The organism is Streptomyces sp. NPDC039736 (genome assembly GCF_055596485.1).
The window spans coordinates 32,579-57,917 of record NZ_JBVIUQ010000003.1 but is presented as its reverse complement, the minus strand read 5'-3'; the positions used below and the strand labels follow the sequence as shown (position 1 = coordinate 57,917).

At 73.5% G+C, this 25,339-nt stretch carries 28 protein-coding genes; 16 read left to right on the top strand and 12 right to left on the bottom strand.

What is annotated here, in order from left to right; all coding sequences use genetic code 11:
- Positions 1 to 44 precede the first annotated feature (44 nt).
- Positions 45 to 764: a lysophospholipid acyltransferase family protein gene (locus ACZ56L_RS09665; protein ID WP_471062910.1), complete on the bottom strand. Its 720-nt coding sequence runs from the start codon at positions 762 to 764 to the stop codon at positions 45 to 47.
- Positions 765 to 929: 165 nt separating this feature from the next.
- Between ACZ56L_RS09665 and ACZ56L_RS09660 the strand changes: the two genes are divergently transcribed.
- From ACZ56L_RS09660 to ACZ56L_RS09640, 5 genes are all read left to right on the top strand, one after another.
- A complete protein-coding gene (locus ACZ56L_RS09660; RefSeq protein ID WP_471062909.1) occupies positions 930 to 1,199 on the top strand; it encodes an acyl carrier protein in 270 nt (89 codons plus the stop codon).
- Positions 1,196 to 2,401: a beta-ketoacyl-[acyl-carrier-protein] synthase family protein gene (locus ACZ56L_RS09655; protein WP_471062908.1), complete on the top strand. Its 1,206-nt coding sequence runs from the start codon at positions 1,196 to 1,198 to the stop codon at positions 2,399 to 2,401. Before ACZ56L_RS09660 ends, ACZ56L_RS09655 begins: the two co-directional genes overlap by 4 nt.
- Positions 2,402 to 2,475: 74 nt before the next feature.
- Complete coding sequence (locus tag ACZ56L_RS09650; protein ID WP_345219388.1) at positions 2,476 to 2,949, top strand: NUDIX hydrolase; 474 nt, start codon at positions 2,476 to 2,478, stop codon at positions 2,947 to 2,949.
- Positions 2,950 to 3,104: 155 nt separating this feature from the next.
- Complete coding sequence (gene nadE, locus ACZ56L_RS09645) at positions 3,105 to 3,935, top strand: ammonia-dependent NAD(+) synthetase (protein WP_345219389.1); 831 nt, start codon at positions 3,105 to 3,107, stop codon at positions 3,933 to 3,935.
- Between the two features lie 109 nt (positions 3,936 to 4,044).
- The gene (locus tag ACZ56L_RS09640) at positions 4,045 to 4,251 is read left to right on the top strand and encodes a cold shock domain-containing protein (RefSeq protein ID WP_345219390.1); all 207 of its coding nucleotides are present in this window, start codon (positions 4,045 to 4,047) and stop codon (positions 4,249 to 4,251) included.
- 48 nt (positions 4,252 to 4,299) lie between these two features.
- Here the strand turns inward: ACZ56L_RS09640 and ACZ56L_RS09635 are convergent, their stop codons facing one another.
- Both ACZ56L_RS09635 and ACZ56L_RS09630 read right to left on the bottom strand, forming a co-directional pair.
- A complete protein-coding gene (locus ACZ56L_RS09635) occupies positions 4,300 to 4,566 on the bottom strand; it encodes a hypothetical protein (RefSeq protein WP_345219391.1) in 267 nt (88 codons plus the stop codon).
- On the bottom strand, positions 4,563 to 4,862 hold the full coding sequence (locus tag ACZ56L_RS09630; RefSeq protein ID WP_345219392.1) for a hypothetical protein: 300 nt from the start codon (positions 4,860 to 4,862) through the stop codon (positions 4,563 to 4,565). Before ACZ56L_RS09630 ends, ACZ56L_RS09635 begins: the two co-directional genes overlap by 4 nt.
- Before the next feature lie 95 nt (positions 4,863 to 4,957).
- On the opposite strand from ACZ56L_RS09630, the gene ACZ56L_RS09625 reads away from it, so the two are divergent.
- Positions 4,958 to 5,626, top strand: a complete 669-nt coding sequence (locus ACZ56L_RS09625; protein WP_401762524.1) for a class I SAM-dependent methyltransferase — start codon at positions 4,958 to 4,960, stop codon at positions 5,624 to 5,626.
- Positions 5,627 to 5,774: 148 nt separating this feature from the next.
- Positions 5,775 to 6,434, top strand: a complete 660-nt coding sequence (locus ACZ56L_RS09620) for a maleylpyruvate isomerase N-terminal domain-containing protein (protein ID WP_471062906.1) — start codon at positions 5,775 to 5,777, stop codon at positions 6,432 to 6,434.
- Between the two features lie 87 nt (positions 6,435 to 6,521).
- Here ACZ56L_RS09620 and ACZ56L_RS09615 read toward each other — a convergent pair whose 3' ends face one another.
- The 4 genes from ACZ56L_RS09615 to ACZ56L_RS09600 all read right to left on the bottom strand — a co-directional run bounded on the left by ACZ56L_RS09615 (position 6,522) and on the right by ACZ56L_RS09600 (position 9,289).
- Entirely contained in the window at positions 6,522 to 7,154 is a 633-nt protein-coding gene (locus ACZ56L_RS09615; RefSeq protein WP_471062904.1) for an ATP-binding protein, read from the bottom strand.
- Positions 7,151 to 7,744, bottom strand: a complete 594-nt coding sequence (locus ACZ56L_RS09610) for an alpha/beta hydrolase (RefSeq protein ID WP_471062902.1) — start codon at positions 7,742 to 7,744, stop codon at positions 7,151 to 7,153. The genes ACZ56L_RS09615 and ACZ56L_RS09610 overlap by 4 nt, the downstream gene beginning before the upstream one ends.
- Positions 7,745 to 7,861: 117 nt before the next feature.
- Positions 7,862 to 8,419 (bottom strand): hypothetical protein, encoded by a 558-nt coding sequence (locus ACZ56L_RS09605; protein WP_471062901.1) that lies wholly within the window; start codon positions 8,417 to 8,419, stop codon positions 7,862 to 7,864.
- 474 nt (positions 8,420 to 8,893) lie between these two features.
- On the bottom strand, positions 8,894 to 9,289 hold the full coding sequence (locus tag ACZ56L_RS09600) for a VOC family protein (RefSeq protein WP_345219398.1): 396 nt from the start codon (positions 9,287 to 9,289) through the stop codon (positions 8,894 to 8,896).
- 213 nt (positions 9,290 to 9,502) lie between these two features.
- On the opposite strand from ACZ56L_RS09600, the gene ACZ56L_RS09595 reads away from it, so the two are divergent.
- The 7 genes from ACZ56L_RS09595 (at position 9,503) to ACZ56L_RS09565 (ending at position 20,490) form a co-directional block, all read left to right on the top strand.
- Positions 9,503 to 11,050, top strand: a complete 1,548-nt coding sequence (locus ACZ56L_RS09595) for an AMP-binding protein (RefSeq protein WP_471062898.1) — start codon at positions 9,503 to 9,505, stop codon at positions 11,048 to 11,050.
- 309 nt (positions 11,051 to 11,359) lie between these two features.
- Complete coding sequence (gdhA, locus tag ACZ56L_RS09590) at positions 11,360 to 12,757, top strand: NADP-specific glutamate dehydrogenase (RefSeq protein ID WP_401762507.1); 1,398 nt, start codon at positions 11,360 to 11,362, stop codon at positions 12,755 to 12,757.
- A 422-nt stretch (positions 12,758 to 13,179) separates the two neighbouring features.
- The gene (locus ACZ56L_RS09585) at positions 13,180 to 13,650 is read left to right on the top strand and encodes a hypothetical protein (protein ID WP_471063805.1); all 471 of its coding nucleotides are present in this window, start codon (positions 13,180 to 13,182) and stop codon (positions 13,648 to 13,650) included.
- Positions 13,620 to 15,038, top strand: a complete 1,419-nt coding sequence (locus tag ACZ56L_RS09580; RefSeq protein ID WP_471063803.1) for a hypothetical protein — start codon at positions 13,620 to 13,622, stop codon at positions 15,036 to 15,038. Before ACZ56L_RS09585 ends, ACZ56L_RS09580 begins: the two co-directional genes overlap by 31 nt.
- Entirely contained in the window at positions 15,035 to 16,468 is a 1,434-nt protein-coding gene (locus ACZ56L_RS09575; RefSeq protein WP_471062896.1) for a vWA domain-containing protein, read from the top strand. Before ACZ56L_RS09580 ends, ACZ56L_RS09575 begins: the two co-directional genes overlap by 4 nt.
- Before the next feature lie 93 nt (positions 16,469 to 16,561).
- Positions 16,562 to 17,683 carry an ATP-binding protein gene (locus ACZ56L_RS09570; RefSeq protein ID WP_345219403.1) on the top strand — a complete coding sequence of 374 codons (1,122 nt, stop codon included), beginning with the start codon at positions 16,562 to 16,564 and terminating at the stop codon, positions 17,681 to 17,683.
- Positions 17,680 to 20,490: a DUF5682 family protein gene (locus ACZ56L_RS09565; protein ID WP_471062894.1), complete on the top strand. Its 2,811-nt coding sequence runs from the start codon at positions 17,680 to 17,682 to the stop codon at positions 20,488 to 20,490. The genes ACZ56L_RS09570 and ACZ56L_RS09565 overlap by 4 nt, the downstream gene beginning before the upstream one ends.
- A gap of 36 nt (positions 20,491 to 20,526) precedes the next feature.
- On the opposite strand, the gene ACZ56L_RS09560 is transcribed toward ACZ56L_RS09565, so the two are convergent.
- The 5 genes from ACZ56L_RS09560 to rpmG form a co-directional block, all read right to left on the bottom strand.
- Entirely contained in the window at positions 20,527 to 21,732 is a 1,206-nt protein-coding gene (locus ACZ56L_RS09560; RefSeq protein ID WP_471062892.1) for a cytochrome P450, read from the bottom strand.
- A gap of 164 nt (positions 21,733 to 21,896) precedes the next feature.
- Entirely contained in the window at positions 21,897 to 22,766 is an 870-nt protein-coding gene (locus tag ACZ56L_RS09555; protein ID WP_471062890.1) for an alpha/beta fold hydrolase, read from the bottom strand.
- 133 nt (positions 22,767 to 22,899) lie between these two features.
- Positions 22,900 to 24,084 (bottom strand): CobW family GTP-binding protein, encoded by a 1,185-nt coding sequence (locus ACZ56L_RS09550; protein ID WP_471062888.1) that lies wholly within the window; start codon positions 24,082 to 24,084, stop codon positions 22,900 to 22,902.
- Complete coding sequence (locus tag ACZ56L_RS09545) at positions 24,084 to 24,338, bottom strand: type B 50S ribosomal protein L31 (protein WP_345219408.1); 255 nt, start codon at positions 24,336 to 24,338, stop codon at positions 24,084 to 24,086. The genes ACZ56L_RS09550 and ACZ56L_RS09545 overlap by 1 nt, the downstream gene beginning before the upstream one ends.
- A gap of 46 nt (positions 24,339 to 24,384) precedes the next feature.
- Positions 24,385 to 24,549: a 50S ribosomal protein L33 gene (gene rpmG / locus ACZ56L_RS09540; RefSeq protein ID WP_345219409.1), complete on the bottom strand. Its 165-nt coding sequence runs from the start codon at positions 24,547 to 24,549 to the stop codon at positions 24,385 to 24,387.
- A gap of 111 nt (positions 24,550 to 24,660) precedes the next feature.
- Between rpmG and rpmB the strand changes: the two genes are divergently transcribed.
- Together rpmB and rpsN are read left to right on the top strand one after the other, a co-directional pair.
- Positions 24,661 to 24,897 (top strand): 50S ribosomal protein L28, encoded by a 237-nt coding sequence (rpmB, locus tag ACZ56L_RS09535; protein WP_345219410.1) that lies wholly within the window; start codon positions 24,661 to 24,663, stop codon positions 24,895 to 24,897.
- Positions 24,897 to 25,202 carry a 30S ribosomal protein S14 gene (gene rpsN, locus ACZ56L_RS09530; RefSeq protein WP_345219411.1) on the top strand — a complete coding sequence of 102 codons (306 nt, stop codon included), beginning with the start codon at positions 24,897 to 24,899 and terminating at the stop codon, positions 25,200 to 25,202. Before rpmB ends, rpsN begins: the two co-directional genes overlap by 1 nt.
- Positions 25,203 to 25,339: the final 137 nt, after the last annotated feature.

Genomic DNA, 25,339 nt, shown 5'->3' with positions numbered 1-25,339 from the left:
GCCGGGGGCGGCCGGGGCGAAGGGCGCGACGGGACCGGCGGCGCTCAGTGGAAGGGCGAGGCGCGCCGTGCCCGGTCCCGGTCCACCATCTTCTGCACCGTCGCCTGCGCCTCGTCGCACAACAACCGGGCCGCGGCCGCCCGTTCGGCGAAGGACTGCGACCGCGCGGGAACGGGAATCGGCTCCCCGAACGAGATCAGCCATTTCGACGGCAGCGGCAGCAGCGTGGTGACCGGGAAATAGGGCAGCCCGGCCAACCGGGCCAGGAAATCCACCTCACCGAATTTCGGATAAGCCTCCTCCGCGCCCACGATCGACACCGGAACGACCGGTGCGCCGGCCCGCATCGCCGTGACCGCGAATCCCGTGCTGAAAGTGCGCAGCCGGTATCTCTGCCGGAAGGATTTGCGCACCCCCGAGAAACCCTCGGGGAAGAGGGCCACGGCCCGCCCCTCCGCCAGCCGGCCCAGTCCCACCGTCGGGTCGTTCTCGAAGACTCCGGCCTTGCGCGCGGTCGAGGCGACGACGGGGAACCGGAACACCAGGCTCGACGCCATGATGTCGATCGGCCTGGCCAGGTCCCGTTCCAGCACCTCGTTCAGGATGAAACCGTCGAGCGCCCACGCTCCGGAATGATTGGCGACAAGTATCACCGGACCGGACGCGGGAATGTTCTCCGTTCCGGAGACCTCCGCCCGGAAATAACTGTCGGCCAGCCACGCCAGCAACCCGCGCAGCGCTTTGTCGCCGACGTCCTCCACCACATCCTGCACAGTCGGCCCGCCTCACGTCCAAGAGCTCGGTAAGGGAATGCGGCCAGTATGTCGGCGGGTCGCCCGCGACTTGTCGATACAGTGCCCGACAGCACCAGATCAACTCGAATGTCCCAGACCGGCTCCCACTCCCAAATGACCCCGTGGAAGGGCGACATGAGTACGTCTGCACAGTTGGAAACCCGGGACTCCCGGAACACCCGGGAAATCGTCACCGGACTTCTCGTGGGGAAATTCGAGGCCGACCCCGCCGAAGTGCGGGAAACCGCCCCGATGTCGGCCCTCCTCATCGACTCCCTCATGGTCGTCGAGATGGCCATCACCCTCCAGGACGAGCTGGGCGTCACGCTCGGCGAGGAGGACCTCCGCGACCTCACCCTCGGCGAGTTCGTCTCCCGGGTCGACGAACGGCGGACGCGCGCATGAGCGCCGCGTCCGCCCCGGTGGTGACCGGCGTCGGACTGGTCACCGCCGCGGGTCCCGACCGGGACACCACCTGGGCCGCGGTCCGCGAGGGCCGCCCCACCGCGGCGCCCGATCCGCGCCTGCGCGACCTCCCGGTGTCGCTGACCTGCCGGGTCCCGGAGTTCGACCACCCCGTCCTGCGCCAACGGGGCACCGCCACTCTCGACCCCGTCGCCCGCCTCGCCCTCGCCGCGACCGCGCAGGCCCTGGAGCAGGCCGGTCTGGACCCCGCCGAATGGGACGAGTCCCGGGTGGCGGTCGTCACCGGCCACAGCACCGGCGGCGTCCACTCCGAGGAGGCGGCCACCGCCCGCCTCGCCGAGCGGGGCCCGGGAAGCGTCTCCGCGTACTTCCTCACCGGCTACCTGATCAACATGGCGGCCGCCGCCATCGCCCTGCGCTTCGGTGTCACGGGCCCGACCGTGGCCCTCTCCACGGCCTGCGCCTCCGGTACGACCGCCCTGGGCGCGGCCCGCGACCTGCTGGCCTCGGGCCAGTGCGACATCGCCCTGGTCTGCGGCGCGGAGTCGCCCCTCACCCGCCTCATCGTCACGGGCTTCACCCAGCTCGGTGCGCTGTCGAACCACTCCTCGCGCCCCTTCGACGCGGAGCGGGACGGCTTCGTGATCGCCGAGGGCGCCGGCACGCTGGTCCTGGAACGCGCCGAACACGCCCGGGCGCGGGGCGCGCGCTCGCTCGCGCGCCTCATCGGTTACGGAGCCTCCACCGACGCCCACCACCTGGTGGCCCCCGACCCCGGGGGCCGGGGCGCGGAACGCGCGGTGCGGGCCGCGCTGGCCGAGGCCTCCCTCCTTCCCGGGGACGTCGGCCACATCAACGCCCACGGCACGTCGACGCCGCGCAACGACGCCGTGGAAGGCGCCCTGCTGCGGCGCGTCTTCCCGCACCGCCCCCCGGTGACGTCCGCCAAGGGCGCCCTCGGTCACACGCTGGGCGCTGCGGGGGCGATCGAGGCGGCCCTGACGGTGCTCGCCCTGAACGAGGGCACGGTGCCGCCGACGGCGGGCCTGACGGAGCCGGACAAGTCCCTGGACATCGACGTCGTCCGGGGCGGGGCGCGCGCCCTGCGGGAGCCGATCGCCCTCAGCACGTCGTTCGGGTTCGGCGGACACAACGCGGCGGTGGTGCTGGCGAAGGGGTGAGGACGCCGTCCCGCCGGCGGGCGGCCCGCTCGAACCGGCCGAGTGAAATCGGGGCGTGGGGTTAGCCTCCCGGCATGGACTTGCGACTTGCGGCGTACGCCGTGTGCATCGAGGACGGCAGGGCCCTGCTCGCCCACGCCGTCAAGCCGGACGGCACCCAGGTCTGGACCCTCCCCGGCGGCCGGGTCGAGGGCGGCGAGGACCCGGTGGACGCCGTCGTACGGGAGGTCGCCGAGGAGACCGGGCTCACCGCCGAGGTGGTACGCCTCCTCGGGGTGGACTCCCGCACGGTCCCGGCGGCGGAACGCCGTGCGCCGGGCCTGCCCGCACTGCACAACGTCGGCGTCTTCTACCGGGTCCGCATCACCGGCGGCCGCCTCCGCCCCGAGCCCGACGGCGAGACCGCCGAGTCGGTGTGGATCCCCCTCGCGGGCGTGCCGGGCCTCGCCCGCTCCTCCCTCGTGGACACCGGCCTCGCCCTCGCACGAAACGCCCCGGCCTCCGGCCACGTCCCTCCGGTCCCGCTCGGCGGATTGATCGAGCACTGAGCGGGGCAGCCGGATACAGGGGCCGGCCGGACGACACGTCGCCCGGATGCCCTGGTCAGGGCACCGCCCCCGTCGCCTAGAGTGCGGAGTGTCCCCCGGGGACACCCCGGCGGCCCCCGACCTCAGACCCACACCGCAGACCGAGGAGAGCAACCGTGACCGACCAGGCGCCCACGTCCGAGCAGCAGGAGATCGCCCGGGATCTGCACGTCGGCGCGTCCTTCGACGCGCAGCAGGAGATCGAGAAGCGGGTTGCCTTCCTCGCCGGACAGCTCACCTCCACCGGCCTGCGCGCGCTGGTGCTGGGCATCAGCGGAGGCGTGGATTCCACGGTGGCCGGACGGCTCTGCCAGCTCGCCGTGGAGCGGGTGCGCGAGAACGGCGGCGACGCCACCTTCTACGCGATGCGCCTGCCGTACGGCGCCCAGGCCGACGAGCAGGACGCCCAGCGCGCCCTGAAGTTCATCCAGCCGGACGAGGTCCTCACCGCCGACGTGAAGGGCGCGAGCGACGCGTCGCTGGAGGCCCTGATCGCCGGTGGCACCGCCTTCCGCGACGCCCACCAGCAGGACTTCGTACACGGCAACATCAAGGCCAGGCAGCGCATGATCGCCCAGTTCGCGGTGGCGGGCGCCAAGAACGGCCTCGTCGTCGGCACCGACCACGCGGCCGAGGCGGTCTCCGGCTTCTTCACCAAGTTCGGCGACGGCGCGGCCGACGTCGTACCGCTGACCGGCCTGACCAAGCGGCGCGTGCGTGCCGTCGGCGCCGGCCTGGGCGCGCCCGCCGAGCTGGTCGGCAAGGTGCCGACGGCCGACCTGGAGACGCTGAGCCCCGGCAAGGCCGACGAGGACGCGCTCGGGGTCACGTACGACCAGATCGACGACTTCCTGGAGGGGAAGGCCATCGACCCGGCCGCGTACGACACCATCGTGCGCCGCTACCGGGCCACCGAGCACAAGCGCCGGCTGCCGATCGCGCCCTGACCGCCCGCCGTCGGACAGGAGCGGTCCCGGGGAAGAGGCGGAACGGGGCCGGCTGAGGCATGTTGGAAGGGCCGGGACCGTACGTTCGCCGTCCGGAGGGAGAACGGCCATGGACACCAGGTGCGAGGGGTACGTCGAGTACTTCAACCGCAGCGGGGGGTACGGCTTCGTCGTCCCCTTCGGGCAGCGGGACCAGGTCTTCGTCCGGAGCGAGGACGTCGAGGGGGACGTGCAGGTGCTCACCGAGGGACAGCACGTCTCCTTCACGCTGGAACTCGGCGCCGGACGCTGGGAGGCGCACCACGTCCGGGTGTGACCGCCCGCGGGCCCGGCCGCCACGGCGGGCGGGCGGCGCCCGCGGCGCTCAGGGCCCGGCCACCAGCCAGGTGATCAGGACCGCGTCGAGTTCGCCGCTGTAGCGGTGCACGACCGAGATGCCGCGCCCGCCGGTGGTCTCCGGGAGCAGTTCGACGACGTACGAGTCCGAGCCCTCGCCCGCGTCGGGCACCGGGCGGCCCCGCTGCGGGTCGGTCTCCAGGGAGGCCCGCACCGCCTCCACGGCGGCCCGTTCGCGCGGGGCGAGGTCGATCCTGGCCTTCTCCGCGCCGTCGCTGTAGAAGGCCAGGGTCACCGGCGGCCGGCCTCGCCCAGCTTGCGACGCAGCTCGGCGGCCACGTCGTCGTTGGGCCGGGCGAGCGCGGCCGCGCCGTCGGGGTCCAGACGCAGCAGGACCCGGTGCCGATAGGCCTGGATGAGCTCGCGGACCTGGGCGAGGTCGTCCAGGTCGGCGTCGTCGAGCTCCGCCTCGAACCGCTCCAGGTCGACCGTGCTGTGGGTCCGCAGGGCGGCGCGGAGTTCGTGCAGGGTGCCCATGGGGGGCCCGGCTGCGGGCAGCTCGACGCGCTGGTGGGCCGGTTGTGCGGTCACGGGCTTGCCTCCTCGTCACTGCCCAGAAGCTACCCGGGGGACGGGACGGTACGCACCCGCCCCCCCCGGGACCTGGCCTCGCCTGCAGTCGCCGGGTGACCGAACCCCCCCACCTCGCCGCCGTCCGCGAGTCCTACGACACCGTCGCCGAAGCCTACGCGGACCAGGTCCCGGCGCCCGCCCGACTCGACCCGCTCTCCCGGGCGTTGCTCGCCGCGTTCGCCGAGACGGTACGCACCGCCGCGCTCGGCCCGGTCGCCGACCTGGGCTGCGGCCCGGGCAAGGTGACCGCGCACCTGGCGGGCCTGGGCGTACCCGCCCTCGGCCTCGACCTGTCGCCGAGGATGATCGGACTGGCCCGGGCGGCCCACCCCCGTCTCCCCTTCGCGGTGGGCTCCATGACCGCGCTGCCCCTCGCCGACCGCTCGCTGGGCGGCATCCTCGCGTACTACTCCACCCACCACACCCCGCCGGACCACCTCCCCGGCGTCTTCGCGGAGTTCTGCCGCGTGCTGGCCCCCGGCGGCCACCTCATGCTGGCCGGTCACGTGGGTGAGGAAGGGATACGACGTCCCCGGCAGGCGTACGGCGGCCACCCCGTCTCGTACACGAGCCATCTCCTGCCGCCGCCCCGCGTCGCCGCGCTGCTGCGCGGGGCGGGACTCGCGCTGGACACGCACGTGGTGGACGAGCCGGCCGAGGGGGCGACCAGGTCCTTCGCCACCTTCCTGGCCCACCGGCCCGAGGCCGCGCCGACGGTCTGAGTTCCGGGGCGGGGGCGCAGACCCGCCGGTTCGAGCCGACGAGGCTCACGCGGTCCTGGCCGGAGGCGTCGCGGAGTTCGCCGGCCGCGTCCTGCGGGAGGGACGCGCGGGGTTGTCCGCCGCCTCGGCCTGCCACTAGCGTGCCCGCGTGGATCTCTTCTCGCACACATGGGCCGCCCTGCGCGCCGTGGTCGCCGGTCTCGCCGACGAGGACTTCGCCCGCCCCTCGGGCTGCGACGGCTGGCTCGTACAGGACCTGGTCTGCCATCTGATCATCGACGCCCAGGACGTACTGATCACCCTGGCCACCCCCGAGGACGGCGCGCCGACCCGCGACGAGCTGACCTACTGGGACGTCTCCGGCACCCCTCCGACCGGCGAGGACCCGCTGGACGCGCTGACGGTTCGGCTGGCCGCCGCCTACCGGGACCCCGGGCTCCTCAAGTTCCATCTGGACGACATCGGTTCGGCCGCGGGGCGGGCCGGGGCGCTGGCCGACCGGACCTCGCGGGTCGGCACGCGCGACGAGGTGCTGACCGCGGGGGCCTACCTCTCCACGTACATCATGGAGTGGACGCTCCACCACCTCGACCTCGTCGCGCACCTCCCGGCAGGCGTACCGGGCCCGCCCGCCGAGGGGCTCGCGGCGTCGCGGCAGATGCTGGAGCGGATCGCGGGGGCCTCCTTCCCGGCGTCGTTCTCCGACGAGGACGCGCTGCTGGTGGGCACGGGGCGGCGGGCCGCCACGGCGAAGGAGCGGGCGGAGCTGGGGGAGTTGGCGGAGCGGCTGCCGTTCGTGCTGAACTGACGGGCCCGCACGCGTCGTACCCCCTGAGCGACGGCGGCGACGACAGTGACGACGCCGAGCCGGCCCCCGCCGGGTGTGACGCGGCCGTCAGGCGGAGCGCCGGTCGTCGACCCGCACCTCCAACTGCGGCCAGGCCCCGGCCAGTCGGAGAAGGCCCCCGGGCGTCGGCGCGCCCAGCGCGCGTACGGCCCCGTCCGGCCTGAAGCGGACCAGCGTCCCGGTGGTGCCGTCGGGCTCGACGGGCTCAAGTCCGGTGACGGGGAAGCCGTGTTCGTAACGCTGGGTCCAGGCGCCGTTGCGGCGGCGATTGGTGTGGACGAGCCAGTCGCTGAGCGCGGCGACCACGGACATGCCGCGCCGGGGGCGGCCGTCGGGCAGCGTCCCGGCCTGCGGGAAGTCGAAGAACCGCAGGTCCTTCGTGGCCATGACCGGCTTCTTCACGGTCCGGCCGTGCTCGTCCACGCGCGTGTCCGTACCCCGCCCGAAGTCTCGGACGGACAGGGAACCGTCGGCGTGCAGTACGACGTCGCAGGAGCCCCCGCCCGCGCTGGAGCTGGACGCTTCGTCCGCGGCATGGGCGAGCACCTCCAGGAGGAGGTGCTGAGGGCCGCCCGGAGCGAATTCCTCGGGACTCCGCCGGATCCGCGCCAGATGACCGGCGTCGACGAGACCGGACCAGTCGTGCGTCGTATTGGCCCAGGAGGCCCGCGACGGGTTCACAGCTCGCCGACGAACCGGTCGAGCTCCGCGACGACCTCGCCGAGCAGTCCCACGGACGCGGCGGCGTCACCGGGAATCTCCAACCCGTGGTCCGCCGAGGGCAGTTCGAGGACCCGGTGCGGGAGGCCGCGGGCGGCCCCGGGCACCCACGACCTGTCGCCCGTGCCGCCGACCAGCAGGGCGGGAGCCGTCGCCCGCGCGAGGTTCCGGGCCACCAGGGGGAGGTGCAGCAGGGGTGTCAGCCAGACCGCCGGAATCCCGCGGTCGGCGACCAGCCCGCTCGTGAGCGAGGCCAGTGACTTGCCGATCACGGCATCGCACGCTCCGTTCTCGGCCTCGACGGCCTCCGCGACCCGCTCTTCGGCCCAGGCCGCCTGCTGCTCGGTGGACAGCTCCCGGAAACCGTCCGGCAACCGCCACCACACCTCCCGCACGGTCCAGCCGTGTTGTAGCAGCACGGAGCGGGCGAAGTGCAGCAGCGGCCGGGCGGGTGTGTATCCGGCTCCCGGTACGACGAGCGCGACCCGACCGGTGCCGGCGCCCGCACCGGTGACGGGTTCGAAGCGATGGGCGGGCACGGGGTGCGTCATGGGCACAGGCTAATCCGCGCCTTCGCAGGCGAGGACCCCGGGACCGGACGGAACCGCCCCCGCCCGCAGCCCACGGGAACGGCTCCCTTCCTCAGGGCCGCAAAGCCCCGTGCGCGCTCACCGGCCCCTGGAGAGGGCGTACAGCTCGCCCAGCGGGCTGCCCTCTCGCGCGACCGGTTCGTCGCACGTGCCCTCCTCGCGGATGCGGCCCCGGTCCAGGACGACCACCCGGTCCGCCCTCCGGACGTTGTCCAGCCGATGGCGGCCTCCAGGCGTGGCCGCCTCCAGCGCGGCCGCGGGGCTCGCCGCGCTGAAGAGGCGGGGGAGGGCCTGCGCGACGGCGGCCGGCACGACCGCCGTGCCGAGGCCCGGCAGGAGCTGGCAGGTCGGCACGGTGATCACCATGCGCCGGTCGACCGACCAGGACAGGCGGGCGGTCTGCGCCGACGCGGTCGGAATGCGCCGGGCCACGCCGAGGAGGGTGGGGCCCTCCATGGCCCGACGGTGCCGCCGCCCGGTGTGGTCCAGCTCGGGCGGCGGGCCGGGACGCGGCCGCGCGGGCCGGGGCGGCGGGACGGTGGGGGAGGGGGCGGGCCCGGTGGCCGGGCCGTGGTGGGGCCGGCCGTGCGGGGCCGGACCGGACGTACCGGGTCGGGCGTCCTCGGATTCGCTCATGCCGCCCACCTCGGTGAACGGCGTGAGGAGACGCCGGGCAGGGGCCTGACGGCGTCAACCCGGTGCCGGGAGCAGCCGAACGTACCGGGAAGGTTCTCGAACGCGAAGTGACACTGGATACGGGCGCGGACGGGATGCACGATTCCTCCGGGAGAGACGCGGTCGGATGCGACAGCGGGGAAACTCTCCTGATCAAGGACCCGTTACGGGGACCAAGCGAGGAAGAGTCGAATGAAAGTGCGACTCGACGACACGCGCCGCACCGGTACTGCGCGAGCGGACCGTGACCCGGCGTTCGATTCACTCGAAGGTGGCCCGTCCCCCGGGGGAGGGATTGCCGGGGGGCGTCCTGATGACGTGACAGGTGCGGCGGGTCCGGCGGTGCGGTCGCCCGGGGCCGTCGGGCCGCAGTGCCGCAGCCCCGGTCGGCCGTCGAGCCGTCCCCAAGGCGGCCGGGGAGCGCTCGGCGGTCGTTCACGGGCAGCGCGTCGCGAGCACGCAGAATTCGTTGCCCTCCGGGTCCGTGAGCGTCACCCAGCTCTCCTTGCCCGTCTGGCCCACGTCCGCGTGCCGTGCCCCGAGCGCGAGCAGGCGGCGTACCTCTGTCTCCTGGTCCGTGTCGGTGGGATTGACGTCGATGTGCAGCCGGTTCTTGACCGATTTGCCCTCCGGGACCCGGGCGAACGCCAGCGTCGGCGGAACCGGGCCGGGCCGGTCCCTGCCCTCCGGCACCGCGGGCGAGCCGATCGAGACGTACTCGCCCCCGTCCTCCTCGGCCCGCACCTCGTACCCGAGGACCGCGCACCAGAACCCGGCCAGCCGGAGCGGGTCCGCGCAGTCGATCGCGATCTCGGTGAACTTGCTGGTCATGGCAGGACCTCCGGAGCGGTGGCGGGTGTGTCGGGAGCCCAGGTTAGTCAGGGGGAGTGTCAGAGGGCGGTCGTACGCTGCCTGGAGACGGAAGGGCGGAGGGGGTGCAGGGCCGCAGGTGCATGACACGATGAAGGGTGCCCGGCGGCCGTCCGACGGCAGCCGCGGGCCGGCAGCGCGGGACGCCCCGGACGTACGGACGAGAGGACTGCCATGACCGCCACCGTCAGCTTCGAGGGCACCGAGACCGCTCCCGGGGAACTGGACGTCAGGGCCAGGAAGTTGGCGGGCGGGCTGTACGCTCTCGGGCTGCGCGCCGGCGACGTCGTCGCGGTGCTGCTGCGCAACGACGCCGCGTACGTCGACATCATGCTCGCCTGTCGCCTCGGAGGCTTCCACTTCTGCCCGCTGAACTGGCACTTCACCCCGACCGAACTCGCGTACATCGTGAAGGACTGCGGCGCGAAGGCCGTCGTCGGCCACACCGATCTGCTGGACGCGGCCCGCCAGGCCCTTCCCGGCCACCTCACCGTCCTCGCCGTCGGCCCCGGCGACACCGACGGCCCGGCCGCGCCCGCCCCCGAACCGTACGAGTCCTGGCTGGCCCAGCAGCCGGACTACGACGGCCCGTTGGTGTCCCCCGGCGCGCACATGGCCTACACCTCCGGCACCACGGGACGCCCCAAGGGCGTCGTCCGCGCGCCCGTGCCCGTCGAGGAGATCGACGAGTTCCGCGCCCGCACCCTCGCCGTCGTCGGCCGGGTCTACGGACTGCGCCCCGGCTGCCGCGCCCTGATGACTGCCCCGCTCTACCACAGCGCCCCGAGCATGTTCGCCCAGTACGCGGCCATCGCCGCCGACCTCCTCGTCATCGCCCCGCGCTTCGACCCGGAACAGACCCTCGCGCTGGTCGAGCGCCACCGCATCGACGCGCTCTACTGCGTACCGACCATGTACGTACGACTGTTGAAGCTCCCGCGCGAGGTCCGCGAGCGGTACGACCTGTCCTCGCTGCGCTTCGTCGGCTCGACCGGAGCGCCCTGCGCGCCCGAGGTCAAGCGCGCCCTCATCGACTGGCTCGGCCCGATCGTCCACGAGACGTACGCCTCCAGTGAGACCGGTTACATCACCGTCATCGACTCCCACGAGGCCCTGGAGCGCCCCGGCAGCGTCGGCCGGCCGCTCGGCGACGCGCAGATCCGCGTCGTCGACGAGAACGGCAAGGACTGCGCGCCCGGCGAGGTCGGCGTGCTGTACGTCCGCCAGCCCGCGCACACGGACTTCACCTACCGGGGCCGCCCGGAGGCCCGCGAGGAGGCCGGCCTCGACGGACTGGTCTCGGTCGGTGACATGGGGTACCTGGACGAGGACGGCTACCTCTACGTCTGCGACCGCGCCGTCGACATGGTCATCTCCGGCGGCGTCAACATCTACCCCGCCGAGATCGAAGCCGCCCTGCTCGGTCTGCCCGGTGTCCTCGACTGCGCGGTCTTCGGCGTCCCGGACCCCGAGTTCGGCGAGCGCCTGCACGCCCTCGTCCAGCCCGATCCGGGCGCGAACCCCGACCCCGACGAGCTCCGCGCCGCCCTGCGCACCACGCTCGCGGGCTTCAAGGTCCCGCGCGCGCTCGACCTCGTCCCCGACCTGCCCCGCGATCCCAACGGCAAGATCGCAAAGCACCGCATCCGGGCCGCATACGCCCAGGGGGGCGCGTCGGGAAGGACGGGCGCCAGGTCTTCCGGCACGCGGCCCGGCGGCTGACCGCCTCCTCCCCGCCGGCCCTCGCCGGCGCGGCCGGGCCGGCCCCGCACGAGGGCTGCTGGTCAGCGCTGGTGCGCGGGGCGGACGTGGCGGGTTCCGCCCCCGCGTCCCACGGGCCCGGAGCGCCAGCATGTGGACCGCTGTGAGCGTCCTTGACATGCACTGGAACAATCACCGGTCAGACGCGTCCGCGTGCCCCGGGTACGCGGACGGGGAATTCCCGAGTCGGCGCCCGGCCGACGGGGCCCCGGGCCGTCTCCCCGGTGGGCGCCGTGCCGGATGCCGACCAGCATGGAGAGGATGTGACCGATGTCCGCGACCACTTCTGGGCACACGCACCACGGCGCCGTCAGGAACGGTGCCTTCGACGACGGCGTCATCGAGAGGCTGTACGCCGAGGTGCTGCGCCGCAACCAGGGCGAGAGCGAATTCCACCAGGCGGTGCGCGAAGTCCTGGAGACGCTCGGCCCGCTCCTCGGCGCGCGCCCCGAGTTCATGGACGCCCGCATCGTGGAGCGCGTCTGCGAGCCCGAACGGCAGTTGATCTTCCGCGTCCCGTGGGCCGACGACAAGGGCGACATCCATGTCAACCGGGGCTTTCGGGTGGAGTTCTCCAGCGCCCTCGGCCCGTACAAGGGCGGGCTGCGCTTCCACCCTTCGGTCAACCTCGGCATCGTCAAGTTCCTCGGCTTCGAGCAGATCTTCAAGAACGCCCTGACCGGCATGCCGATCGGCGGCGGCAAGGGCGGCTCCGACTTCGACCCCAAGGGCCGCTCGGACGCCGAGGTCATGCGCTTCTGTCAGTCCTTCATGACCGAGTTGCACCGTCACATCGGCGAATACACGGACGTGCCGGCCGGTGACATCGGGGTGGGCGGCCGGGAGATCGGCTACCTCTTCGGCCAGTACAAGCGGATCACGAACCGTTACGAGTCCGGCGTGCTCACCGGCAAGGGCCTGGGCTGGGGCGGCGCACAGGCCCGCACCGAGGCCACGGGCTACGGCTGCGTGATGTTCACCGCCGAGATGCTGCGCGCCAGGGGCGAGAGCCTGGAGGGCCGCCGTGTCGCCGTGTCCGGTTCCGGCAATGTGGCCATCTACGCGACCGAGAAGGCCCAGCAGCTCGGCGCGACCGTGGTGACCTGCTCGGACTCCAGCGGTTACGTCGTCGACGACAAGGGCGTCGATCTCGCGCTCCTGAAGGAGATCAAGGAGGCCGGACGCGGCCGGGTCGCGGAGTACGCGGAGCGCCGGGGCCCGCACGCCCGGTTCGTGGCGGGCCGCGGCGTCTGGAACGTGCCGTGCGACGTGGCGCTGCCGTGTGCCACGCAGAACGAGCTCGACGAGGACGACGCGCGCACTCTGGTCGCCAACGGCGTCCGCGCGGTCGCCGAAGGCGCGAACATGCCGACCACGCCGGGAGCGGTGCGGATCTTCCAGGAGGCGGGCGTCGCGTTCGCACCCGGAAAGGCCGCGAACGCGGGCGGGGTGGCCACCAGCGCCCTGGAGATGCAGCAGAACGCCTCGCGCGACTCGTGGACCTTCGCCCACACCGAGGAGCGGCTGGAGGAGATCATGCGCCACATCCACGAGGCCTGCCACACCACGGCCGAGCGCTACGGGGTGCCGGGCAACTACGTGGTCGGCGCGAACATCGCCGGCTTCGAACTGGTCGCGGACGCGATGCTGGCGCAGGGCCTGATCTGAGCAACGCTCAGGGGTGCGACGCCACCGGTCCTGGGCTGGGCCTTGAGCGCCGCTCAGGGGCGTGATGCCGGTCCTGGGCTGGACCTGAGCGCCGCTCAGGGACGCGATGCCGGTCCAGGGCTGGACCTGAGCGCCACTGAGACCCCGGGCCGGACCTGATTGCCGCTCAGGCAACCGACCGCGGAGCCGCGCGGCGAGCGCTTCAGGTGACGGGGCCGAGTCCCCGGCCCGACCCGTGACCGTCCACCGGTCCGCGTCACGCCACGGCCCGTTGTCAGTGGTCGCGTCTATGTTCGTTCCATGTCCCGCCGAACCGACGGGGCCGCCTTCCCGAGGCGTGCCCCGTTGCTCGGCGTACCCGGAACGAAGGAGTTGACGTGACGGCAGAGAGCGTTCACAGGGAGAGGTCGAGCACGGTGCGCGTGATCGCACCGGCCCGGCCCCGCAAACTGGCCAAGGTGCCGTTCGTGGAGCTGGCCGACGGACGCCTCCAGGGGGTCGTCTCCAGCGGGTCCGACATCCAGCGGGTGTACGTGTCGTCGGTCGCCGCCAAGGACTTCGCGTACACGTGCAGCACGAACAACAACCGCCCCTGCGGCGGCCTCCGGGGCGGTTACTGCAACCACATCCGCGCGCTGGTCACCGAAGCGGTCGTGCAGTACGGCGTCGAGCGCGTCGCCCGGTACCTGCGCGTGGAGATCGCCGGGGCCGACGCCGGCGCCGCCGACCTCGTCACCGCCATGACGGCTACCCGCCCCTCCGGCGGGGAGAGTTCGGCCGCCGCCTCGGTCTTCAGCCGCTTTCTGCGGCATCTCGCCTACCTCGAACTGGCCCCGGTCACCGCCCCGTTGCCCGAGATGCACTGGTTCCCGCCGACCCGGGCGGTGGCGTGATGCGCATGGATCTGCTGACCGACGACGTGGCGGGTCTCGACGCGGCGCTGGCCGCCGTCGACGCCTTCGACCGGGTGCTGGTGGACGGGCTGCTGCGGCCGGGTTCCGCGCAGGCCGGGGGGCTGACCGAGCTGGCCCGTGCCGTCTCGGGGAGCCCGCTGGCCGCACGGGTCGCCCACGCCGCCGAGAAGACCGCCGGGGGCGGTGGCGGCGAGGACGACTTCGTCGCGCTCGCCGCGGCGCGTTCCGCCCTGCTCGGAGCCGTGCACGACGCGCTGCTGGAGCGTGTCGGGGCGGCCACGGGGCGGGAGCCCGCAGCGGCCGGCTTCCCCGCTCCCGGGGCCACGGGCGGCGCGAACGTGCTGGCCGCCGCCCGGTCCTGGCTCGCCGACCTGGCGCGCACGGGCTGGCGGGGGCTCGACCACGAAGGGGTGTCGGCCGCGGCGCCCGTCGTCTCCGCGCTCCTCGCCGACCCCGCGCTGCGCCGGCTCGCCGCCCTGCTCGACGGATTCGCCGCCGAACTCGCCGCGTCCTGCCCCGGCGCGTGCGTCGAGCAGTTCCCGGTACGCAGGTGGGCCGACCTGTGGACGAAGGGCCTGCTGCTGACCGTGCCAGGGGCGGCCGCCGGGGCCGGGGCCGAGCCGGTCACCGGGCGGCTGCTGCCGCTCGGCGTCGACCTCCAGGAGCACGCCACCGCCGTGCAGGCACAGGTCCACGCCGTGTTCGAGCCCGCCGACGGGTCGCCGTCCCGGATCGTGCGGGCGAGCGTGTCGGCGCCCAAGCCGGACACCGTCGTCGGGGCGGGGCTCTGGCAACTGCTGCGGCCGCACATGTCGCTGCTGGCCGCCGCGGGCGAGGGACGCGCCATGGAGCTGACCGGCATGCCGCTCACCGCCGAGGGCGACCTCCTGTGGGCCGACGTGCACGCGAAGCCGGGTGAGCCCGCCGATGCGCTCACCACCGCGCGGGTGGCCCTGCCCGCCGCGACCGGCCCGCAGACCGCGCCCCTGGACCGGCATCCGGCGCGCCTGGCGGTCCCGGTGTTCCTGGAGGGGTACGGCACCGGGACGGACGGCGACGCGGTGACGTTCGAGGTGGCCGGACAGCGGCTGGGCGTGGACGTCGACCGCATCCCGGCGGCCGGACCGCTCACCCCCCGGGCCGTCGCGGCCTCGCGGGCCTGCATCGGGCTGCTGCGCTGGGACGCCGGGGAGTTCCGGCTCCAGCCGCTCGCGGTGGAGACGCTCGTACGGAAGAAACCGGTCGGCGTGCACGCCGGGGCGTGGGCGGGCGGGACCACGGACAAGGCCGGGGCGAAGGCCGAGAAGGCGGCCACCGACGCCGCGACCGTACTGCGCGAACGAGCGGGAAGGCTGCTGCGGACATGACGACCGGAACCACGGACGACGGGGCGGAAGCCGTCTCGTACGAGAGCCGGCGGCAGGTGCAGTACTGGCGGCTGCTGTCGCGGCTCTTCGACCCCGAGGAGCAGCCGGGTCTGGAGTCGGCGAGCCTCGCCGTCGTCGAGGACCTCGGACTGCCCATGGGAGTGCTCGACGCACGGGAGTCCGTCGACACGCTGGTGCAGCGCCACCCCGAACTGGCCGCCGAGTTCGACGGGCTGATGAACCCCGGGGACGGGGAGCCGGACGGTGCGGACCGCGACCGGGCCGCCGAGGTGCGGCGGGCGGCGCTCGTGTCGAAGGTGCTGCTCAACGTCTTCGCACCCACCTCCGGGAACGTCTCCGCCGGGCAACTGGCGAACTGGCAGTCCGACGCGGCCTGGCTGGAACGCGCCCTGGGCTGCGGCCCCGGCGAACTGCGCGGCGGACGGGCCGGCGGCGGGCGCACCGGAGGCGGCGCGGGCCGAGGTGTCAGCCCGACCGGCAGCGGTGGCGGCGGCGCGGTGCCCGACCTCGGCCGGCTCGTCCCGGAGATCGGGCCCGAACTCGGCGCCATCGAGGCCGGCCTGGTCCGGCGGATGAGGCTGCGCGAAGTCCTCGCCGACCCCGCGCTCGCCGCGAAGCTCACGCCGAGCATGTCGCTCGTCGAGCAGCTCCTGCGCGACAAGGACAACCTCTCCGGCGTCGCCCTGGCCAACGCCAAGAAGCTGATCCGGCGGTTCGTCGACGAGGTCGCCGAAGTGCTCCGCACCCAGGTGGAGAAGTCCACCGTCGGCACGCTCGACCGGTCCGTCCCGCCCAAACGGGTCTACCGCAACCTCGATCTCGACCGCACCGTCTGGAAGAACCTCACCAACTGGGACCCCGAGCAGGAGCGCCTCTACGTCGACCGTCTCTTCTACAAGCAGACCGCCCGCAAGACCACCCCGCAGCGGCTCGTCGTCGTCGACCAGTCCGGGTCCATGGTCAGCTCGATGGTCAACTGCACCATCCTGGCGTCGATCTTCGCCGGGCTGCCCAAGGTGGACGTCCATCTCGTCGCGTACGACACCCAGGCACTCGACCTGACGCCCTGGGCGCACGACCCGTTCGAGACGCTGCTGCGCACCAAGCTCGGCGGCGGCACCGACGGCACCTGCGCCATGGCCCTCGTCCAGCCGAAGATCGCCGAACCGCGCAACACGGTCGTGGTGTGGATCTCCGACTTCTACGAGTGGCAGTGCGCCGAGCTCTTCAAGAGCATGGCGGCGATCCACGCCTCGGGGGCCAAGTTCATCCCCGTCGGATCGGTCACCAGCGCCGGACGCGGTGAGGTCAACCCGTGGTTCCGCGAGCGCTTCAAGGACCTGGGCACTCCCGTCCTCTCCGGCCACATACGCAAGCTGGTCCAGGAGCTGAAGACCTTCCTGGGCTGAGCCCGCCGGCCCGCGCGACGCGAGCCACCCGCAACGCTTCCCCCTTCCTCCCGCACACCCATCGCCGTGCGTTTCCTATCGAAAGGTACTGACATGTCCGATCTGCTGCGCGCCCCCGCCGAGATCAAGTACGCCGAGGAGCTGGACTGGCTGGAGTCCGTCGACGACGGCCACAAGCCGTTCTCCTGGCGGCTCTCGCCCAAGATGGTCCGCCTGTTCGTGCTCGGCTCCGAGCGGGCCGACGGCCTGGACCGGGAGATCTCCCAGAAGTGGTTCGGCGAGCGCTCCATCGTCGAGCGCGCCATCGTCACCCTCGCCTCGGACCGCGGCCTGCTGCTCATAGGGGACCCCGGCACCGGCAAGAGCTGGCTCGCGGAACTCCTGGCCGCCGCGATCAGCCGCAACTCCACCCTCGTCGTCCAGGGCACCGCCGGCACGACCGAGGACCACATCAAGTACGCCTGGAACGTGTCCATGGTCATCGCCAAGGGACAGTCCCGCGAGTCGATGATCCCCTCGCCGATCATGACCGCCATGGAGTCGGGACGCATCGGCCGCTTCGAGGAGCTCACCCGCTCCACCAGCGACGTCCAGGACGCCCTGATCTCCATCCTCTCCGAGAAGTACATCTCCGTCCCCGAGCTGGACAGCGACAGCGACGACAGCATCGTCTTCGCCAAGCCCGGCTTCTCCGTCATCGCCACCGCCAACAGCCGTGACCGGGGCGTCAACGACCTGTCCTCCGCGCTCAAGCGCCGCTTCAACTTCGTCCGCATCCCGGTCGTGACGAACAAGAAGAGCGAGGCCGACATCGTCCGCTTCCGCACCGAGGAACTGCTGCGCCGCCACCGGATCGAACTCGACGTGCCGCCCACCCTCCTCGACGTGCTCCTGCAGAGCTTCGCCGACCTGCGCGCCTCCGCGGCGGCAGCGGGCAGCGACGACGAGAAGCTGGAGTCGGCCCTGTCCACCGCCGAACAGATCGGCGTCCTGGAGGACTCCATCCTGCACGGCAACTTCTTCGGTGAACGCACCCTCACCGCCCGCACCCTCGCCTCCTCGCTCGTCGGCTCCCTCGCCCGCCGCGATCCCGAGGACCTGGCCATCCTCAACAAGTACCTGCACGGCGTTGTCGAGCCGCGCAGCAAGGACGAGGGCGGCGAGTGGCCGGAGTTCCTCGAAGGCGGCCGCGACGCGATCGCGACCCTGTCGTGACCGCCGCCGTGCGGCGGGCCTCCGCGAGCGGGTCGGACTTCGACGCCCTCCGCCGCCAGCTCCAGGACGCGGCACGGGAGTTCGCCGACGGTCCCGGCGCCCTGGAGGGCATCCTGCTGGGCCTCGTCGACGACGTCGACCGCGCCGCCCGCGAACCCCTGGAGATCTTCCCCGTCTGCCACCACTCGCCCGCCTCCGCGACCGCCATGGCCCGCCGGCTGCGCGAGAAGCAGCCCAAGGTGATCTACCTGGAACTCTGCGAGGACATGACGCCGCTCCTCACCGAGCTGCGCAACTGCCGCCTCCCGGTGGCCGTCCAGGCGTTCGCCGCCGAGGTCGCCGGCTTCCCCGCCGACTGGGCGCCGCTGTCGGTCGTCGCCCCGATCACCGAGGCGTCCGCCGAGTACCAGGCCATCGCGTACGCACTCGACACCCCCGGCGTCGAACTCGTCCTCGTCGACCGCTCGTCGGACCACGTCTTCCAGTGGCGCACCCGCGAGGACGCGGCCGAGGTCCCCGCGGACCCCGGCCCCGACGCCCCGCCCGCCGAGGAGGAGGCAGCGCTGCACGGCGATGCGGTCGGCGTCGAGATCGGCGATCTGCGCCCGCGCTTCGCCGAACTGGAGGAACACCTCCTGCGGCACGGCAAGGTCCGGCACTGGAGCGAGTGGTGGCACCAGTACGTCGAGCAGCCGCTCGGGGCGGCGGACGTCGACCACGAGACGTACCGCCAGGTCATGTTCCTCATCGGCAGCCTCTTCCGCAGGCTCGCCCCGGGCGGCACCGGCCGGGCCGGGGTCGACGAGGACCGCGAGCGGTACATGTGGACCCGGATGCGCGCCCACCTGGCCGAGACCGGCACCGACCCCGACGACTGCCTGTACGTCTGCGGCGCGTTCCACGCGGCCAGCCGGGTCGCCGAGTTCGGGCTGCACGGCAGCGACACCTTCGAGATCACCCCGCCCAGCGGCAGCACCTGGCAGTACGGGCTGATCCCGTCCAGCCACGCGGCCATCGAGGCGCAGTTCGGCCTGGCCGCCGGATCGGTGTCGATCGCCGCGACCCAGTGGGCCAAGAACCTCAAGCGCACCAAGGTCCAGCCGTACCGGCTCGCGGGCCAGGCGGGAGCCGGGAAACCCGGCCGGAGCCGGGCCGCCGACGCCGTCGCCGCCCCGGAGCCGGGCGACAGGCTGTCCGGGTTCCTGCGGCGGGCCCCCGTCGTCGACGCCGTCGACGAGGCCGAACTCCTCGGCTGGTCCGTCGAGATCGTCCGCGCCGCCCGCAAGGCCGGCTACCTCGCCTCGACCGCCGACGCCATCGCCGTGTACGAGACGTCGATCCTGCTCGCCCGGATGCGCGAACGCGCCAGGCCCACCCCGTACGACTTCCAGGACGCGGCCGTCACCTGCATCGAGAAGGACAGCGTGCCGGGCAGGCGCGACGTCCGCAGGCTCGTCGAGATCATGCTGGGCGGGGACCGGATCGGCCGCGTGGGGTACGAGGCGCTGCCGCCCCTGGCACGCGACGTGCACGACCGGCTGGCCCCGCTCGGCCTCAAGCTCGAACAGCGCGGCGTGAAGAGGGCGCTGCTCGACCTGGCGGGACAGCCCGGACTGCGGCCGTGCTCCGACGTGCTGTGGATGCTGCGCCGCCTGCTGCCGGCCGGCGCCGCCCGCCCCATCATGGGCGAGCGCACGCTCGGCGAACAGTCCCTCCAGGAGTCCTGGGACCTGGCCATCGGCACCCACCAGCGCGCGCTCATCGAGCTGGGCTACGAGGGCGTCAGCCTCGAACAGGTCCTGGAACAACGGCTGCGGCGCGCCGCCTACGACCCGCAGGCCACCACCGCGACCGTCCTCCAGGCGGTCGAGGAGGCGACGCTGTACCTGCGCAGCCGCCGCCTCGCCGACGAACTCGGCACCCGCGCCCTGGAGGTCCTGGCCGCCGAACGCACCGTCGACGGCGCACCGGAGGTGCTGCGCAGGGTCCGCCGCCTGCTCGCGTACTACCGCACGTCCGAACCCTCGCTCCCGCAGTGGGTCGAGTCCTTCGTCAAGACCGGTTACGCGCACTACTGCACGCTGCTGCCCACGGCCTTCGCCGACGAGGACGCGGGCGCGCGCCAGGTCGCGGCGATGCTGGGCTTCCTGTTCAGCATGGAGGGCCTGGCCCTCTCGCTCGGCTGCGACCGCACGCAACTGGAGCTGGCCGTCGCCCAGTGCCACCCGCGGGAGCAGTCCCGTACGGCACTGCTGTGGGCGGCGCAAGTGCAGCTCGGGCTGCTGACCCGGGAGGAACTGCGCTCACGCTGCGACGCGCTGCTGGCCGACCCGCTCGCCCTGCCCGCCTACCCCCGCTACCTCAGCGGACTGCTGCACGCCCTGGAGCCGGTGCCGCAGTTGGTGGACTTCGTCGTCGAAGCGGTGTCGAACGCCTTCGGCCGCCTCCCCGACCGGGTGCTCCTGCCGTGGCTGCCCACGCTGGTCACCGCCCTGCGCGCGGACGGCGCGGAGCTCGCCGCCCGGCTGACCCGCGAGGCCGGGCGCGTCTTCCCGGGACGGCTCGCGGCACTGGACGCCTGGACGCCGCCGTGGCGCGAGCAGCCCGCGCCCGCGGGGTCGCCGGCCCCCGCAGCCGGGCGTGCCGTGCTGCTCGCCGCACATCCGGCGGCGTGCGACGCGCTGGCGGAACTGCTGGGCTGCGAGGGCCCGTGGGCGGCACAGGACGCACCGGCCGGCGGTGCGGAGCTGCTGGACCGGTTCCCGGACGCGGCGGAGGCCTGGGAGGCGCTGCTGGCGACGGGCTGACGAAGGGGCGGGCGGGGCGTTCGTGGGCCCGCCCGCTCAGACCGTGACGAGCAGCTCGCTCAGACCGCGCATCACGAAGTTGGGTTTCCGCCCGGGTTCGGCGGCCGGGCTCAGTGCGGGGGCCCGGTCGAGCAGCGCGCGCAGGGAGGCGGCGAGTTCGATGCGGGCCAGGGGCGCGCCGATGCAGTAGTGGATGCCCGCGCTGAAGGAGATGTGCGGGTTGTCCTTCCTGGCCAGGTCTAGCCGCTCCGGGTGGTCGAAGACCGCCGGGTCGTGGTTGGCGGAGCCGAAGAGCAGGGCGACCTCGGAGCCCCGCCCGATCGTCACGCCGTCGATCTCGATGTCGTCGAGGACCCAGCGTTCGAAGAGCTGGAGGGGGGTGTCGTACCGCAGCAGCTCCTCCACGGCGGTGGGGACGAGCTCCCGCGGGTCCGCCCGGAGCGCGGCGAGCTGGCCGGGGTGGCGGAAGAGGGCGTGCCAGCCGTTGGCGGTGGCGTTCACGGTGGCCTCGTGGCCCGCGTTGAGCAGCAGGACGCAGGTGGAGATCACCTCCTGCTCGGTGAGGCGCTCGCCGTCCTCGTGGGCGGCGATGAGACCGGAGAGGAGGTCGTCGCCGGGGGAACGGCGGCGGAAGGCGATCAGGTCCTTGAGGTACGCGGTGAACTCGCGGGAGGCGCGGACGGCCCGCTCGGCGGTCTCGGGCGGGGGATTGAGCTCGTACATGCCGCAGATGTCGGCGGACCACGGGCGCAGCGGAGCCCGGTCCCGCTCCGGGATGCCGAGCATCTGCGCGATCACGGCCACGGGCAGCGGCTCGGCCACGGAGGAGAGGAGATCCCCGCCGCCGCTCTCGACGAGGTCCGCCACGAGATCGGCGGCCAGGCCCTCGACGTACGGGGTGAGGCGGGTGACCGTGCGCGGGGTGAAGGCCTTCGCGACCAGGCGGCGGATGCGGGTGTGGTCCGGGGCCTCCAGGTCGAGCAGGCCGTGGTCGTTGAGGGTGTGGAAGGGCTCGTGCTCGGCGGGCGGAGCGCTGCGGCCGAACTCCTCGTGCGTGAAGCGGTGCTGGTACGTCCGGCCCAGCCGGCGGTCGCGGAGCAGGGCGGAGACATCGGCGTGGCGGGGGACCAGCCACTGGCCGGTGGGCTCGAAGAAGTGGACGCGGGTGCGGCTGCGGAGGGCCGCGTAGCTGGGGTAGGGGTCACTGAGGAACTCTGCTGACCAGGGGTCGAACTCATCCATGCCCGGACGCTAGCCGCCTTCCCCCGGCCTGACCACCCGCCCTCCGCGAAGGGCGGGACGCGGGCCGGGTCAGGGGCAGCGTCACCGGTGACGGGAGCATCACCGCCCAGGGCGGAGTCACGCCACCGGCCGGGGCGGCGTCACCGCCGACGGCGGCGTCCGCGTCAGGAATCTCCGTCCAGCACCGCCCGCAGCGCCTTCGCGAACTCCGCCGGCTCCCCCTCCTGCCCGAACTCCCCGCCCAGGAAGCCCCCGTGGTGGCTGGGGAACATCGTCGGGGCGATGCCCAGCCGCTCGGCCACGCCCAGCGCCCCCCGGGCCGGCAGCTCGCGCTCCGACTCCCGGCCGGCCGCGATCACGAGTCGTGTCGAGGCGGCCCGCAGTGCCGCGAAGTCCGGCCGGTAGCCCGTGGAGTTGCGCAGGTTCTGGCCCAGCAGCGCGTCGTCGCGGGTGCCGTCGTCCTGCGTCGGCAGGCCGAAGGCCGCCGGGTCGGGCGCGGGCCCGTCCGTCCAGTCCGCCGGGAACGGCCCCTGGTGCACCGCCGCCGCGATGAACTTCGCCATCCCCGCCCCGAACCCCTCCCGCCGGTACGTCTCGCCCATGTCCGCGAAGACCCGCAGGGCGACGTCCCGGTCCGGCAGGACCTCCGCGAGCGGCGGCTCGTGCGCGACCACGGTGCGGGCCAGCGCGGGGTGGCGCGCGACCAGGGCGAGCGTGTTGACCGCGCCGCCGCTGCTCGCGAAGACGTCCACCGTCTCCGCGCCGACCGCTTCGATCACCGCGCGGATGTCCTCCCCGTGCTCCTCGGGGTGGGACTCCGCCGCCCCGTCGGTGCGCTTGCTCCGCTCGACGCCCCGGGGGTCGTAGGTGATCACCGTACGGTCCGTGAAGTGCGCGGCGAGCGAGACGAACCCGGCCGCGCTCATCGGCGAGCCGAGCAGGAACAGGGGGACGCCGCCACCGGTGCCGGGGCGCACGTCGTAGGCCAGCTCGGCGCCGGGCACGGACAGGGTGTGGGACTCGGGCGAGGTCATGGTCGACTCCTGGGAAGGTCGGGGCGGGAAGCCGTCTGCGTTGCTGAAAGGCAGACTCCGTCCAGGTGCGGAAGTCATCGCGCGCACGGCGACCTCTTCGGCCTTTCGAGAAGCGGACCGGGAGGTTCGGGCGTCAGCGGGCGGGTGCCAGGAACACGTCGAAGGCCGCCGGGAGCCGTTCCCAGCCGTGCCGCCCCGCCGCGTACTCCGCGTCCGTCAGCAGACAGGAGTCCAGCAGGCGCGTCAGCCCCTCCCGGTCCAGGCCCGGTGAGGTGAACACCAGGTGCTGGCAGCAGTCCCCGTGCTCGGGGTGCCAGTCCAGCGCCGCCGCCGTCCGCCGGATCGGCGACTCCAGCTCCCAGGCCGCGTTCGGCAGCCCCGCCAGCCACGGGCCCGAAGCCTCCACGCACAGCGCGCCGCCCGCGCAGTCCCAGGCCAGCAGCGTGTCCGGCCGGTCCGCGAGCCAGAACCTGCCCCGGCTGCGCACCGCCCCGCAGCACAGCTCCTCCAGCGCGTCGAAGAGCCTGCCGGGGTGGAAGGGGCGGTGCCGGTGCCACACCAGGGTGGACACACCGGCCTCGTCCGCCTCCTGGGGAAGCCGGGCGCAGGCCGGATGCTGCGCCGCGGCGGCGGCCGCCACGTCGAACCCGGCGAAGGCCTCCCGCACCAGATCGTCGGAGTCGACGGACACCTGTCGGGCCGTCGGGTGGAGCTGCGCGAGCAGCGCCCGGTCCTCCGCGTCCGCGTGGCCGTCGTCGGCGAGCGCGAGCACGGAGGCGTATTCGAGCTGCCGGGCCCAGGTGTCGCCCACCGCGCGCCGGTCCGTGGCCGCGACGGCCAGGCCCGCCTCCGCGAGGTCGTCCCCGTTCCCCAGACTCGGGAGTACGAGAGCGGGGTCGACGGCGGTGATCACCCCGGTCAGCCGCAGGCTCTCGCCGCCATGGGCGGCGACGGCCTCCGCCGTCGCGCGCGGCTCCACCGCGTCCCACAGCTCCACGACCGCGAGCCGGGTGAGCCCGAGCGCGGCGATGCGCCGCAGCTCGGGCAGCAGGTCCGCGCGCAGGGCGCAGCACGCGCAGTCGTTGACCAGCGGTGTCTCGCCCCGGGTCAGCTCGCCCGTGGCATCGCGGACCGTGCGCAGCACCGCCCCGGAACCGGGCGCGCGGGCCGCCTCCGCGAGGTCGTGGTGCAGGGCGACGCTGCCGGGGACGGCCGCCAGGAGGCGGTCCACCGCCCGGCGGCGGGCGTCCGCGTGGAGCCCGCCGACCAGGGCGACCGCCAACGGGGGCGGTCCGAGCGCTCCGGGTGCCGCCTCCATCACTTCGCCCCGGGGCGGCCGTACCGGCGCTCGAACTGCTCGACGCGTCCGGCGGTGTCCAGGACGCGGGCGGTGCCGGTGTAGAAGGGGTGGCTCACCGAGGAGATCTCGACGTCGACCACCGGATAGGTGTTGCCGTCCTCCCACTCGACCGTCCTGGTGCTGGTGGCGGTGGAGCGGGTGAGGAAGGCGGAGCCGACGGCGGTGTCGCGGAAGACGACGGGGCCGTAGGCGGGGTGGATTCCGTGCTGCATGAGGGGTTCCTCCAGGAGGTGGGGCGGGTGGCGGGGGGACCGGCGGTCAGCGTTCCTCGCGGAAGTCGACGTGCCGGGCGGCCTTCGGGTCGTACTTGCGCAGGACCAGCCGGTCGGGGCTGGTGCGGCGGTTCTTGCGGGTCACGTAGGTGAAGCCGGTCCCCGCCGTGGAGCGGAGCTTGACGATCGGGCGTACTTCGTTGCGAGCCATGGCGCTATCATATTGAAAACGGGAACCATTTTCAATAGTGGTTCTCCGCCGGTACGTCGCCGGGGCGTCCGCTGCCCCGGCACCGGACGCACAGAGAGGCAGGTCCCGCCCTTGTCCGCCCACTGCCAGCTGACCGGAGCCAAGCCGGGCTTCGGCAATCGCATCTCCCACTCCCACCGGCGCACCGCGCGCCGCTTCGACCCGAACATCCAGCACAAGCGCTACTGGCTGCCCAGCGAGGGGCGCGGCGTCCGGCTGACCCTCAGCGCACGCGGCATCAGGACGGTCGACGTCATCGGCATCGAGGCGGCCGTCGCCCGCATCAGGGCCCGAGGGGGGAAGGTCTGATGGCGAAGCGGAGCAAGATCGCGAAGAACGGGCAGCGGCGGGCGACCGTCGCGCGGTACGCGGCCCGCAGGGCCGAGCTGAAGGGGGTCCTGCGCCGGGCGGACGCCACCGAAGCCGAGCGCGCGGCGGCCGGTGCCGAGCTGCGCCGCCAGCCGCGCGACGCGAGCGCGACCCGGGTGCGCAACCGGGACAGCGTGGACGGCCGGCCGCGCGGGCACCTGCGGAAGTTCGGGCTCTCCCGGGTGCGGATGCGCGAGCAGGCACACGCGGGGTTCCTGCCGGGGGTCACCACGTCGTCGTGGTGAGCCGCCGGGGGGCGGGCGGCGCGTGAGCCGCTGGCCCGCGGAAGGGCGGGCGGTGAGCATGCCGCCCACCCCCTCACCGGTTCACCAGCCGATCGTGGGATGCATGCCGTTGCAGCCCGACTCCTGGGTCGGGCAGG